Source organism: Zunongwangia sp. L-65, assembly GCF_056859415.1.
The window spans coordinates 1-14,506 of sequence record NZ_JBSXOK010000068.1; the positions used below are offsets into that span (position 1 = coordinate 1).

Genomic DNA, 14,506 nt, shown 5'->3' on the forward strand with positions numbered 1-14,506 from the left:
CATACCAGGCACAGAAGCTTTGACAACTTCCTTTCAAACCTACTCTCTGGACTAATCGCCTACAGCTTCTTTCCTAAAAAACCCTCTTTAAACCTAGAAATTATAGATCAAAGATTATCTGCTTAAGTCGAACTCACGTTAATTTAAGAAACTCGCTTAAAAGATATTAAAAAGGCTTCTAATTTTAGAAGCCTTTTCTTTTTTTATTGGCACCGCCAAAGGGTTTAATACCCCGAGGCTTGCCTCGGAATTGAAATTTTGTATTTATCGAATGCCCCGTGGGCTTGCCCCGAGGTAGTTTACTACATACTCAAATGTTAGCGAAGCGTGTCATTAGCTTTTTTAATTCGTGCTATCGTTTCGTGTTTTCCAATAGCTTCAGATATTTCAAAAAGATCTGCTCCCTGTAAGGATCCTACTAAAGAAATTCGATAAGGTTGCATTATTTTACCAAAACCTATTTCTTTTGCGGTAATCCAGCATTTTACTTTTTCAGCAATTATATTGGCCTTAAAATTTTCAATGCCCTGTATCACTTCTATGAGTTCGGTCATTAAAAGATGAGTATCTTCTTTCCAGGCTTTTTTGGTATTTTTAGGATCGTATGAAGTAGGGGAGGCGAAAAAATAAAATCCCTGCTCCCAAATGTCTTCAATAAAAATGGCCCTTTCTTTTACCAATTCTATAACATGTTTAGTATATTCTTTAGTAGCTTCAATTTCTTTCTTTTTTAAAATGTCTAAAAATTGTTCAGCTATAAAATTATTATCGGCTTCCTGTAAATAGTGTTGTTGAAACCATTTGGTTTTCTCAGGATCAAATTTTGCGCCGCCTTTATGAACACGTTTAAGATCAAAAGCTTTTGTCAATTCTTCTAATGAAAAGAATTCCTGTTCGGTTCCCGGGTTCCATCCCAAGAAAGCTAACATGTTGGTAACGGCTTCCGGGAAATAACCATCTTCGCGATATCCAGCAGAAATTTCTCCGCTCTCTGGATCTTTCCATTGCAAAGGAAATACTGGGAAACCTAATTTATCACCATCACGCTTACTCAATTTGCCTTTACCCTGAGGTTTTAGAATAAGTGGTAAATGCGCAAATTTTGGAGCAGCCCATCCAAAGGCACGGTAAAGCATAAAGTGTAGAGCTAATGAAGGTAACCATTCTTCACCGCGAATTACATGAGAGATTTTCATTAAATGATCATCTACGATATTGGCTAAATGATAAGTTGGCATGCCGTCACTTTTATATAGTACCTTATCGTCTAATATATTCGTATCGATCTCCATATTTCCCCTAATTTCATCGGAGATTTTTAAGATTTCATCTTTGGGAGATTTAAAGCGCACTACGTAATGTTCGCCATTTTCAATTCTCTTTTTAACTTGCTCTTCCGGTAGTGCTAAAGAATTATCAAGCTTTTCACGATTATGCCAGTTGTAAATAAAAGTTTTACCTTCTGCTTCGTGAGATTTTCTATGCTTATCTAAATCCTCTGCGCTATCAAAAGCATAATAAGCATTACCGCTTTCAATTAATTTATCTGCATAGGCTTTATAAAGACTTTTACGCTCACTTTGGCGATAAGGGCCGCAATCTTTTTCTTTTCCTGGTCCTTCGTCATATGGGATGTTACACCAGTTTAAAGAATCAATAATATATTTTTCAGCGCCTTCAACATAACGGTTTTGATCGGTATCTTCAATTCTTAATATAAAGTCACCGCCATGTTTTTTCGCAAACAAGTAATTGTATAAAGCTGTTCTTACTCCGCCAATGTGTAAAGGCCCTGTTGGGCTAGGTGCAAATCTTACGCGTACGTTAGAAGACATAATTGGTTTTATTTTTGTGGCAAAGATACAACCTAATTTATGCAATCCTAAAATATGTGATCTTTCGATTTGGGTTATTGCTGAAATTTTAATCTGCTGTTATTTATGATGAATATTACTTACATTTAGGCAAATCAATAGGATAGAGAATTTGAGTGGAATTTTAAAGGAGGAATTTCTTTAAATTTTTGATATCCATCCTTTAAAATTAGTCGCGTAAACCGGGAAGTGAAGATAGAATTTTATGGCAGAGTTTGAAGCAATTAAAAATCAATTACAGTCTTTTATCAGAAAATATCAATTAAATCTTCTGATTAAAAATACTGCGTTGTTTATTTTAATCGGATTATTATTTTGGCTGCTTTTAGTGCTTTTTGAGAATTTTATTTGGTTTGATAGGAGTGTAAGATTCTTACTTTTTCTTTTTTTTATCATTGTTGAATCCGCCTTATTAATTTTTTTTATCGGCTTACCGCTTATAAAATTTTTGGATATAAGACGTGGGATTTCTGATAGAAAGGCAGCTGTACTTATTGGAGACTATTTTCCTGAAATTGATGATAGGTTGCTAAATTTGATAGAATTAAAATCACAAGATAATTCTGAATTTCTACAAGCTGCTATTCATCAGAAGTCTTTGGAATTAAAATTTTATAATTTTAAAAATGCGGTAAGTTTTGGTGAATATTTAAAATACGTACTGGCCGCTGGAGTTCCTTTATTGTTAATTTTAGCTTTAATGATTAGCGGAAGAGGGGATTGGTTGTTTAGTTCTTTTGACCGCTTAAAAAATTATGATCAGGTCTATGAGAAACCAGCTCCTTTTAGTTTTGTACTGAAGGAAGAAAATCTTAGAGTTATTGAAGGCGAGGATTATAATTTAGAAGTTAATGTGGTGGGGGATGAAATTCCAGGTCAGTTAAAAATAATATTTAAGGATTCAGAATATTTCATGAGGCAGTTGGAACCTGGCCGATTCACTTATACTTTTAAAAATATTACTGAAAATCAGGAATTTAGACTTTTAGCTAATAATATAAGTTCAAGAACTTATAATTTAGACATTATTGCTATACCTGAATTGGTTAATTTTAATATTGAAATTGTATATCCTAACTATTTGGGTCTTGAGGATGAACAAACAAACGGAGAGGGAAATCTAACTATTCCTGAAGGAACATGGCTTAAATGGAGGTTTGAACATCGAAATACCGAGACGGTCAATTTGGAATTTTCTGATACACTGGTAAGCGTAAAGAATAGTTTCGAAAGTCGCTTTTTGCAATCTGTAAATTATACCTTATCAACTTCAAATTCTTTTTTAAAGAACTATCAACCTCTTTCTTTTCGGTTGGAAATTATAAAAGATAAATTGCCATCAATACAGGTTGAGGAAAAAGTGGATTCATTGAATCCATCTTTAAAGTATTATGGGGGTAAGATTAGTGACGATCATGGAATCTCTGGTTTAATGTTACGTTACAGAGAAATAGGAGAGGAGAGCTTTCAATCTGAATCCATTAACTTTAGTGCAGGTACGATTAGTCAATTTTATGTTTCTTTTCCGGGTGATTTGGATTTAAAAGCTGGAAGGAATTACGAATATTTTTTTCAGGTTTTTGATAACGATGCCGTGAATGGAAGGAAGTCTGCTTCATCATCATACTTTACCTATTATAAAAAGACTGCTGAGGAAATCCGTGATCAAAATTTACAAGGCCAGGAGGAGAACATTGGTAATTTATCTGATGAATTAGATAAGTTTAAACAAGAGGATCAATTAAATAATTTACTGAATGATGAGTTGGAAAACAAAGATTTTGATTATGAGCAGCAACAAAAGTTAGAGAGTTTTATTAAATCTCAGGAGCGTGAAAATGCTTTAATGAAAAAGTTTTCCAAGAATATTAAAGATAAATTAGACACTGAAAATCTTGAAAATGACAAGGGGAGACAGCTTAAAGAGAGACTGGAAAATACTGAAAATAAGCTACAGGATAATAAAGCCTTATTAAATGAATTAAAGGAGTATTCAGACAAGATTCAAAATGAAAACTTGCAGCAAAAATTACAGGAATTATCCAAAAACAAAAATTCTTCTAAGCGTAGTTTGGAGCAGTTAGTGGAGTTAACAAAGCAATACTATGTAGAACAGAAGTATAATCAATTAGTAGATAAGTTGGATAATTTAGGAGATGATCAAATAAATTTAGATAAATCCGGAAAATCCCAAAAGGAAATTGATGAGAAATTTGATGATATTCAAAGGGAACTGGATCAGCTGGATAAAAAGAATGGTGAACTAAAACGTCCAAAATCTCTCGAACGTAATAAAGAGGCAGAATTAGATATTCAAGAAAAATTAGAGAATTTAAAAGAGAATTTAAATAATACTTCTGGATCTGCAGAAAGAGAAAAGAAAAACATGCAGGAAAATACGGGGCACAAAATGAAAGAGCTCGCGAAAGAAATGAAGCAAAGTTCCGCCAATATGGATATGAAGACCTTAGAAGCAGATATTGAATCGCTGAGAAAGGTTATTGACAATTTGGTTATTTTTTCCTTTAAGCAAGAAAATTTAATGAATGCTTTTCGTGAAATAAATACCGGTAGCCCGGAATTTTCTTCTCAGCTTAAAGAACAATATGTCCTAAAAGAAAATTTTGAGCATGTAGATGATAGTTTATTTGCTTTGGGGTTAAACAATCAATTTATAGCTGAAAAGGTTTTTGAGTTTTTGGAAAATGTGTCTTTTAATTTAATTAACTCTTTAGAAGAATTAGCTGATCTGCGTCTTTCCAAGGCACTTTCTTCCCAACAATATACAATTACAGGAGCGAACGATTTGGCGGTGTTATTGAATGAAATTTTAGATAATATGAATGATCAAATGAATTCTTCTGGAAGTGGAGGGGAGGGAACAGGTCCACAATTGCAGGATATTATTGAGGAGCAGCAAGATTTAGGGCAGCAATTAAAAGAACAAATGGGTAAAAATATTAAAGGAGAGGGCCAAGAAAATACTGACGAAGGAGAGCATTCTAAATTATTTGAAATCTATAAGCAGCAGGAGGAAATTAGAAGAAATTTAGAGCGTATTCTGAAGGAAAATGATGTGCATCTTAATGATTTCAATCAAGACTATGATGAGCTTGAAAAAGATATTTTAAATAATGATATTAATCAAAATTCATTAAATACCTTAAACAAGCTTAATCAAAAGATGCTTGATCTAAAAGAATCTTTAAACGAGAAAGGAGAGCTTAACGAGAGGGAAAGTAAAACAAGTATGCGCGATTTTGATAATCAGTCTCCTAAAAACAATATAGAGATTAAAGATTATTTTAATAGCATTGAGATATTAGATAGACATAGCTTACCTTTGCGGCCCAATTTGAAACAACGCGTTAATACTTATTTTAATGATTAATCAAGACGGTATTATTAATTTTTATTCTGAAAATGACTTTGATATAGTTGAAAAGGAAGTCTATAAAAAATGGATAGAACGTGTAATTTCTTCGGAAGGAAAACGACTTGGAGAGATAAGTTATATTTTTTGTGATGATGATTATTTGTTAGATATTAATCAACGTTTTTTAAGTCATGATACGTATACAGATATTATTAGTTTTGATGATTCTATTGGAAATCTTTTAAACGGTGATATTTATATAAGTACCGAAAGGGTGCGTGAGAATGCGCTTGAATTTAATGAAGATTTTGAGACCGAATTAAAGAGGGTCTTAGTTCATGGTATATTGCATTACTGTGGTTATAAGGATAAATCTGATGAGGATGCTATGCTAATGCGAGAAAAAGAAAGTGAGAAAATTAAATTGTTCCACGTGGAACAATCATAAATAATTCTAGATTTTATGTTCAATAAGGAGTATGATGTTATTGTTGTAGGAGCTGGACATGCCGGTAGTGAAGCTGCAGCCGCAGCCGCAAATATGGGCTGTAGTACCTTGTTGGTTACAATGAATTTGCAGAATATAGCGCAGATGAGTTGTAATCCTGCAATGGGTGGCATTGCAAAAGGACAAATAGTACGTGAGATAGACGCTATGGGAGGTTATAGCGGATTGGTAAGTGATACCAGTGCTATTCAATTTAAAATGCTAAATAAATCTAAGGGACCTGCGATGTGGAGCCCAAGGGTACAAAGTGATCGTATGCGCTTTGCCGAAGATTGGAGATTACGTTTAGAGCAAACGCCAAATCTTGATTTTTATCAGGAAATGGTGCATGGTCTAATTTTAGAAAATGGCAAAATAAAAGGGGTTCGTACTTCTTTAGGAATAGAAATTAGGGCCAAATCTGTGGTGTGTACCAATGGTACTTTTTTAAACGGATTAATTCATATTGGTGATAAGCAACGTGGTGGCGGTAGAGCAGGTGAAGCTGCAGCAACGGGAATTACTAAAGATTTGATCGATGCAGGTTTTGAAGCAGGTCGTATGAAAACCGGAACTCCTCCAAGGGTGGATGGCCGTTCATTAGATTATTCAAAAATGATTGAACAACCTGGTGATGAAGTACCCGGAAAATTTTCATACTCGGATGAGACAAAACCGCTAAGTAAACAGCGTTCTTGTTATATGACGTATACCTCGAATGAGGTTCACGATATTTTACGTTCCGGCTTTGATCGTTCTCCAATGTTTAATGGAAGGATAAAAAGTTTAGGTCCGCGTTATTGCCCCTCTATTGAAGATAAGATTAATCGTTTTGCGGATAAAGATCGTCATCAACTTTTTGTGGAACCTGAAGGCTGGAATACGGTAGAGGTTTACGTAAATGGCTTTTCAACTTCCTTACCTGAAGATGTTCAATTTGCTGCATTAAGTTCTGTCGCAGGCTTTGAAAATGTAAAATTTTTTAGGCCTGGTTATGCTATTGAATATGATTATTTTCCGCCTACACAGTTACAACATACCTTAGAAACTAAATTGGTTGATGGTTTATATTTTGCCGGACAGATAAATGGAACGACAGGTTATGAGGAGGCGGCTTGCCAGGGAATGATGGCCGGTATAAATGCTGCTTTAAAAGTGCAGGAAAAAGATCCTTTTATTCTGCAAAGAAATGAGGCTTATATAGGGGTATTGATTGATGATTTGATTACAAAAGGAACAGAGGAGCCTTATCGTATGTTTACCTCCAGAGCAGAATATAGAACTTTATTGAGGCAGGATAATGCTGATTTTAGGTTGACTGAACGTTCTTATAAATTAGGTTTGGCTTCGGAGGATAGGATGAGAAAAATGGAAGAAAAGAAGGAGAAATCTTTAGCTTTTGTGTCTTTTTTGAAGGATACTAGCGTTGTTCCCGAAGATGCAAATCCTGTATTGGCTGACTATAATTCTTCACCTATGAAACAGTCTGATAAGATTTTTAAGATATTTTCAAGACCTAATATTACAATGGATGATGTACGAAAATTCCCTGGTGTAGAGGAGTATATTCAGCAGCACCATCTAGATACAGAAATGCTGGAGCAAACCGAAATTCAGGTTAAGTATTCAGGATATATTCAGAAGGAAAAAAATAATGCCGATAAGCTTAATCGATTGGAAGATGTGAAAATTCCTAAGCATTTTGATTATTCTAAAATCAAATCTATGTCGTTTGAGGCACGTGAAAAATTGAATAAAATTCAGCCTGCTAATGTATCACAAGCCTCAAGAATTAGTGGTGTAAGCCCAAATGATATTTCGGTTTTATTGGTTTACATGGGGCGTTAAAATACAACGTTCCACGTGGAACATTCTATTTGAATGAGGCAAAAATTTATAATTTCAGGATTATTATTTGTTATTGTAGCGTGCCAGGTTACCACTCATTCGGTACCGGATATCGAAGGGTCGAGAATACTAGAAAATAAAGATCATTTTAATTATTATCTTTTTCAAACAAAATTACAACGGCCTATTGCTAAATCCTGGTTTAAAAAATATCTGGGTTTAAAAAGAGAAAATGATTTAATAAATAGTGAAGTTATTCTTTTTCCAGAGTTAGAAAAAGAGTTTTTGGTTAGCATAATTGTAAAAGACGATCGTGAAGAATATACGGATGTGCCTATTGTAGAAAAAATTTTTGATGGAATTTTAGGAATTGATGATGACGATAAACCAATCAAGAGGGAAGAAGATGAAGAGGAGCAAACCGGGCCCGTGAAATTTTTTGTAAATATTACAATTTCCGATCGAGAAGGTGTCGATCATATTTCAACCTCGTCTTTATATTCCAGTAGAGTTAGAAATTATCTCCAACAATTAGAGAACGATTTTTTCGAATATCAGAAAAATTATAAAGCATTACCTTAAGTGGAAGATCCAACATTTTATTGCAAAGATTATTTAGTAAGTGGGGAAACGTATCGATTGGAAAGATGGAAACATTACGATATTTTAAAAACTGAACCTGTTCCTGAAAATCTTTCAGCATATTATAAAAGTGAAAGCTATATTTCGCATACCGATGCTTCAAAATCTTTTACTGAAAAATTATATAATATTGTAAAAACCTATATGCTTCAGAAAAAAGTTGGATGGATCTTAAAGGAAAAATCTGCCGGAAAACTTTTGGATATTGGAGCAGGTACCGGAGATTTTTTAAAGGCAGCTTCACATTATTTTAAAGTAGAAGGAGTAGAGCCTAGTAAAGTCGCAAGAGAAAAAGCACAAAAGAAACATATTAGGCTTAAAAAGGAATTATCAGAAATTTCTGATAAATATAATATAATTACGATGTGGCATGTTTTGGAACATGTCCCTAATTTAGAGCAGCAATTTAAAGAATTTCATAGATTATTAAATGATGACGGATTATTAGTCATCGCAGTTCCTAATTATAAAAGTAAGGATGCTGATATTTATAAGGAGTATTGGGCGGCTTATGATGTGCCCAGACATCTTTGGCATTTTTCTAAAAAAGGAATTCAGACATTGTTTTTTGAAAACGGTTTTCACTTATTTCATTCTAAAGGATTAAAATTTGATTCTTTTTATGTGAGTATGCTTTCTGAAAATCATCGTGCTGATAAGCAAAATTTATTTAAGGCCTTTAAAAACGGACTAAAATCAAATTTGTCTGCGGCTCAAAGTGGCGAATATAGTTCGATGGTTTATTTCTTTAAAAAAACCTCGAAATAATCGAAATTAAACGTTTTAAGAGCTTTTTATCTGTTAAATATAAAATACCCTATTGAAAAATAGATTTGTATTTACGAGGCTTTTAAATAGCTAAATATTAATAGTTATTATTAATAACTCTTTTTGTATTAATAAGAAATATTTATAGTTAAAAGATCAGCCAAATTTTTGCCATTTAAGACATCAGTTAACAGAATGGATATTCTTTATACTTAATTTTATAAAGCTTATACTTAAAATACTTTTTTTACATTTGCGGCCAATAAAACTAAAAATATGAAAAAATTAATCGCGATAGGAGCAGTAGCAATTTCATTAATTTCCTGCAACCAGGAAAAAACGGCTTATGTAGATACTACTAAGGTTATTCAGGACTATCAGGAAATGAAAGATGTGGAATCTAAGTTTGAAGCTCGTAGAGACTCACTAACTCAGCTTATCACCGGTCCTCAGCAACAATTTCAGCAAGAAGTTCAGGAATATCAGCAAGGCATGAATTCTATGTCGGCTTCACAAAGACAGGCTAAAGAACAAGAACTACAGCAAAAAGGGCAAAGATTACAACAACAACAACAAATGATTGGTCAGCAATTAAGAAATGATAGTGATACGGCTATAGACGAGGTTGTGGAGAAAGTAAAAGATTTTGTAGCAGAGTACGGAAAAGAAAATGGATACACTTATATCTTTGGAAGTAATGAATCTGCAAATATTATGTATGCCAAAGACGGCTTGGATATTACCGATGAAATTGTAAAGAAACTAAACGAGAGTTACAGTGGAAAGTCTGGTAGCAATGCTGCTGTTAAAAAAACTGAGGAAGATACTACTTCAGCAGAATAAAATATTCAATTTTATAATTTAAAGTCCGGTTTTTTAACCGGACTTTTTTATTTGGTTTTATGCGGAGAAATTACTGTGCCAAAGCGAAGAATCCCAGGATCACCAAAATAAAGTAAATAGTAATTCCTGCCGAACTTTGGTAATCTTTAGCCACTCTTTGCCCAATTAAGAGCATCATTAGGCTTATGGCACAGGCTATAAGCGCAAATGGGCTAAAATTAATAGTGATGATCGTAAAAAAATAATTCAGAATCGCTAAAATCAGCATAATTACGGCTATCAGTTCTACAACAACCAAAATTGGTAAAAGGAAAGCTATTTTTTTTGCTAAAAAGGTATTTTTAAAATGGGATTCCATAAAGGATTTTGTACCCGGATAATCACAAATTTTTTCGAAAAACGATATGAAAAATGTGATAAGTAAAAAGAAGAGTATAAATAATAAGGCAATATTCATATCTATATTTTCCATATTTTAAGCATCTTTAATATGTAAAAAACGGGTAAGCCTTATAGAAAGATCGGTTAGTACGATCTTTGCATTAGCATTTCTTTCGATGTGGTAAATGGCATCTTCAATAGCCTTTGTAATGGGTAAAATATTATTACCATGAACAAAAGGAGCAAATTTTTTAAGTTGGAATCCTTTAGTTTTAGGGGATAGGAAAACAAGAGGTTCAGCTTTGTAATTTAGCATTAATGCTTGTCTAAAAAAATCCAGACAATACAATAAAAAGCTTTTCTGTTTTTCACGTCCCATGGTGGCAATTTCTTCACTCCAGCTAATCAACTCGAGCACTGTGGCCTTATTCCCTTTAGCTTTAAAGGCAGTACGAACCCATTCGATAAACCATTGCTCATACTGGTCGTCTGCCGTGTCTTTTTCTAGAAGATGTAAAGCCCTGGTGTAACTTCCGTTTGATTGATGCGCTATTAAACTGGCTTCCTGCGTATTCATATTTTTAGAAGCCATCAGTTTTTCAGCAATATCTGCTTCTGCCAATGGAGGAAACTTTAGCGTTTGGCATCTTGATTTTATGGTTTGTATAATCTGCTCTTCATCTTCAGCAATAAGTATAAAGATGGTTTTATTAGGCGGTTCTTCAATCAGTTTCAGTAATTTATTGGCTGCTGCAGTATTCATACGATCGGCCATCCAGATAATCATTACTTTTAAGCCGCCTTCATAGGCTTTTAAGGATAAAGATTTTACGATATCCTGGGCTTCATCTACACCAATCTGGCCCTGTTTATTTTCAATCCCAATATGTTCATACCAATCGGTTAAACTGCCATAAGGTTGATGTTGAATAAAACGACGCCAATCTTCCATAAAATTTGCTGATACCGGATGACTTTTTATCGTTTGATTGGTTGCTACCGGAAAAGCGAAATGAAGATCAGGATGCGAGAGATTGGTAAATTTTAAATTACAGGAGGGATTTCCATGCTGGTTCTCGCCATCCTGGTTTTTACATAGTAAATATTGCGCATAAGCAATTGCCATGGGCAAGGTACCACTACCGCTATTCCCAATAAATAATTGGGCATGCGCTATACGGCTGTTATCGGCCGTAGTGGTAAGATGATTTTTAATATGTGGTAGTCCTACAATTTCTGAAAAAAGCATGAGCAAATATAAAAGTTATATGCGGTTTTATATCTTCGGAAAAAATTATATTTGTAATAAACCGAAATTATGAAAACAGTAGACGATTTTAATTTTAAAGATAAGCAGGCTTTAATTCGAGTAGATTTTAATGTACCCCTTAATGATGATCTTAAGGTAACTGATGCTAACCGTATTGAAGCTGCTAAACCAACTATAGTAAAGATTTTAGAAGACGGTGGTAGCGTAGTTTTAATGTCTCACCTTGGAAGGCCAAAAGGAAAAGAAGCGAAATTCTCTTTAAAAAATATCGTAAGTAAAGTATCTGAAGTTATTGGTGTAGAACCAAAATTTGTAGAAGATTGCGTTGGTGCAGAAGTAAAAAAAGCGGCTGATTCTTTACAATCTGGAGAAATTCTTTTACTTGAAAATTTACGTTTTCATGACGAAGAAACTGCAGGAGACGAGGATTTTGCAAAACAACTTTCAGAATTAGGTGATATTTATGTGAACGATGCCTTTGGTACTGCTCATAGAGCACATGCATCGACCACTGTTGTGGCTCAATTTTTTGAAGATAAATGTTTTGGATATCTATTAGCGAAAGAAATTGAGAGCTTAGATAAGGTTTTAAACAGTAAAGAAAAACCAGTAACTGCTGTTTTAGGAGGAGCCAAAGTTTCTTCAAAAATTACGGTTATTGAAAATATTCTGGATGCTATTGATCATTTGATCATAGGTGGAGGTATGACGTATACTTTTATTAAAGCGCAGGGAGGAAAAATAGGGAATTCCCTTGTAGAAGATGATAAGCAGGAGTTAGCTTTAGAGATTCTTAAGAAAGCAAAAGAAAAAGGGGTACAGGTACATCTTCCCGTTGATTCTGTGATCGCAGATAGTTTTTCTGAGCAGGCAAGCACACAGGTAGAAGCCGTTGATAATATTCCTGATGGTTGGATGGGATTAGATGTAGGTCCTGAAACTTTAAAACATTTTTCTAATGTTATTGCAGAATCTAAAATAATCCTTTGGAATGGTCCGTTAGGAGTATTCGAAATGGAAACTTTTGCCAAAGGAACGATCGAGCTAGGAAAAGCAATTGCTGAAGCAACCAAGAACGGAGCATTCTCTCTTGTAGGAGGTGGGGACTCGGTAGCTGCCGTAAAACAATTTGGTTTTGACGATAAAGTTAGTTATGTTTCAACCGGTGGTGGAGCAATGCTAGAAATGCTGGAAGGGAAGTCCTTACCAGGTATCGCTGCCATTGGCAAGTAAATCTTTTTTCGAATGATTCATTTTCGATAAAATAAGGTATACTTTTTGATCAAATTTTAACTAAATTTAAGAACCTCGAAATGAACTTTCGAGGTTCTTAGTTAGCGATCAAAATTAAAAGATTAAAAGCAAAATTTAATTCCTAAATTAACAGGTAAAAACGTTCTAAACTAGATATGAAGAAGCAGGTATGTTTATTACTGGGTTTGTTTTCAGTGTTTGCTGTGAGTGCCCAGGAGAAAGAAAAATCTAAAAAGCAGGTCGAAAAAGCTAATTTTAGAGTTCAGATTTTTCAAAAGGTGGATAGTACAGAAATCATACTTGCCGATCCAGATCCAGAGTTTCAGGAAAAGCTACCAATTTCTGCCTTTATTAGAGACTCTTCTAAAGTATCACTGGCTGATATGCCGCAAGCGGCTAAAATCGATTCGGTTTGGCGGGCAGAACTTACCAATTCAGACCTCTATGAAACCATACAAAAATCTATAGCCGAACAGGATTATGATGAAGTTGTTTATGACGAATTACCTACTGATACTTTAAAAGCACGTTTGGCAAGATTAAACGCCAGAACGCCATTTAATATAGAATATAATCCAAGTTTAGAGAGCGTTATAAAAATGTATTTAAAACGCAATAAACAGGCAATGGAACGCTTAATGGCCTTAAGCGATTATTATTTTCCGATGTTTGAGCAGGAACTCGATAAATACGATATTCCCTTAGAGATTAAATATCTGGCGATTGTAGAGTCTGCTTTAAATCCAAGAGCAAAGTCCAGGGTAGGGGCTACCGGTTTATGGCAATTTATGTTTACTACAGGAAAAATGCATGATCTTAATGTGAGCAGTTACGTAGATGAGCGTATGGATCCTGTAAAAGCAACAGAAGCTGCTGCGAAATATCTTTCAACTCTATATAAAGTTTTTGGAGATTGGGATTTGGTGTTAGCCTCCTATAATTCGGGTCCTGGAAATGTTTCCAAAGCTATTAGGCGAAGTGGTGGTTCTACAGACTACTGGTCGATGAGACGTTATTTACCTAGAGAGACAGCAGGATACGTACCGGCTTTTTTAGCCACATTGTATATTTTTGAATATGCCGATGAGCATAATTTTCAGCCTAAACGGCCGGAGATTCCTTATTTCCAGACCGATACTATTCAGGTAAAGGAGTTATTAACTTTCGATCATATTGCTAAAGTAACTGGGGTAAATAAAGAATTACTTCAATTTTTAAATCCAAGTTATAAGCTGGATATCATCCCGTTTGTAGAAGATAAAAATTATGTAGTTAGGTTACCAAGAACAAAAACAGGAGCTTTTGTAAATAATGAAGCTGCCATTTACCAATATGCCGAACAGGAAATTGCAAATAGGGAAAAACCTTTACCAAAGTACATAGAAACTGAAGATCGAATAAGATATCGGGTAAGAAGTGGTGATTTTTTAGGAAGGATTGCAGAAAAATATGGTGTAGGTGTAAGCAGTATTAAACGTTGGAACAATCTAAGAGGAAACAATATACGGGTAGGGCAATATTTAACAATATATCCGCGAAAACCCGTGTCTGCCAGTCAAAGTGCCACAGCTTCCAGCAGTGCTAAAACAAACAAAAAAGGAGACACAAAACTTTATACGGTACAGCAGGGAGATTCATTATGGAGTATTTCTAAGAAGTTTCCTGGCGTTACGGTACAGAATTTGAGGACATGGAATGATATGAGCAGTACACGCCTTAAACCGGGTATGAGGATTAAGGTGTCTAAAGGCTAGAAACCAAAC

11 protein-coding genes and 1 pseudogene are annotated in these 14,506 nt (G+C 34.4%); 9 read left to right on the forward strand and 3 right to left on the reverse strand.

The window, feature by feature from the left end; translation table 11 throughout:
- A pseudogene (locus AC13DP_RS13230) lies at nt 1–126 on the forward strand (IS982 family transposase); the annotation flags it as partial.
- A gap of 191 nt (nt 127–317) precedes the next feature.
- On the opposite strand, the gene gltX reads toward AC13DP_RS13230, so the two are convergent.
- Nucleotides 318–1,835, reverse strand: a complete 1,518-nt coding sequence (gene gltX / locus AC13DP_RS13235) for a glutamate--tRNA ligase (protein WP_339809944.1) — start codon at nt 1,833–1,835, stop codon at nt 318–320.
- A gap of 487 nt (nt 1,836–2,322) precedes the next feature.
- Here gltX and AC13DP_RS13240 point away from each other — a divergent pair, with 487 nt between their 5' ends.
- From AC13DP_RS13240 to AC13DP_RS13265, 6 genes are all read left to right on the forward strand, one after another.
- Nucleotides 2,323–5,265, forward strand: a complete 2,943-nt coding sequence (locus AC13DP_RS13240; protein WP_483067942.1) for an AAA family ATPase — start codon at nt 2,323–2,325, stop codon at nt 5,263–5,265.
- 10 nt (nt 5,266–5,275) lie between these two features.
- Nucleotides 5,276–5,698, forward strand: a complete 423-nt coding sequence (ybeY, locus tag AC13DP_RS13245) for an rRNA maturation RNase YbeY (protein WP_339811211.1) — start codon at nt 5,276–5,278, stop codon at nt 5,696–5,698.
- A 15-nt stretch (nt 5,699–5,713) separates the two neighbouring features.
- Nucleotides 5,714–7,585 carry a tRNA uridine-5-carboxymethylaminomethyl(34) synthesis enzyme MnmG gene (mnmG, locus tag AC13DP_RS13250; protein ID WP_339811206.1) on the forward strand — a complete coding sequence of 624 codons (1,872 nt, stop codon included), beginning with the start codon at nt 5,714–5,716 and terminating at the stop codon, nt 7,583–7,585.
- Between the two features lie 33 nt (nt 7,586–7,618).
- Nucleotides 7,619–8,167, forward strand: a complete 549-nt coding sequence (locus AC13DP_RS13255; protein ID WP_339811203.1) for a hypothetical protein — start codon at nt 7,619–7,621, stop codon at nt 8,165–8,167.
- Nucleotides 8,168–8,995: a class I SAM-dependent methyltransferase gene (locus tag AC13DP_RS13260; protein ID WP_339811200.1), complete on the forward strand. Its 828-nt coding sequence runs from the start codon at nt 8,168–8,170 to the stop codon at nt 8,993–8,995.
- Between the two features lie 276 nt (nt 8,996–9,271).
- Entirely contained in the window at nt 9,272–9,838 is a 567-nt protein-coding gene (locus tag AC13DP_RS13265; protein WP_272959402.1) for an OmpH family outer membrane protein, read from the forward strand.
- Nucleotides 9,839–9,908: 70 nt separating this feature from the next.
- Here AC13DP_RS13265 and AC13DP_RS13270 read toward each other — a convergent pair whose 3' ends face one another.
- A complete protein-coding gene (locus AC13DP_RS13270) occupies nt 9,909–10,310 on the reverse strand; it encodes a DoxX family protein (protein ID WP_228251956.1) in 402 nt (133 codons plus the stop codon).
- A 3-nt stretch (nt 10,311–10,313) separates the two neighbouring features.
- Nucleotides 10,314–11,468, reverse strand: coding sequence for a DNA polymerase III subunit (locus tag AC13DP_RS13275; RefSeq protein WP_483067943.1), 1,155 nt, complete (start codon nt 11,466–11,468; stop codon nt 10,314–10,316).
- 69 nt (nt 11,469–11,537) lie between these two features.
- Between AC13DP_RS13275 and AC13DP_RS13280 the strand changes: the two genes are divergently transcribed.
- Both AC13DP_RS13280 and AC13DP_RS13285 read left to right on the forward strand, forming a co-directional pair.
- Entirely contained in the window at nt 11,538–12,722 is a 1,185-nt protein-coding gene (locus AC13DP_RS13280) for a phosphoglycerate kinase (protein ID WP_013069552.1), read from the forward strand.
- 176 nt (nt 12,723–12,898) lie between these two features.
- Nucleotides 12,899–14,497, forward strand: coding sequence for a lytic transglycosylase domain-containing protein (locus tag AC13DP_RS13285; protein WP_483067944.1), 1,599 nt, complete (start codon nt 12,899–12,901; stop codon nt 14,495–14,497).
- Nucleotides 14,498–14,506 lie beyond the last annotated feature (9 nt).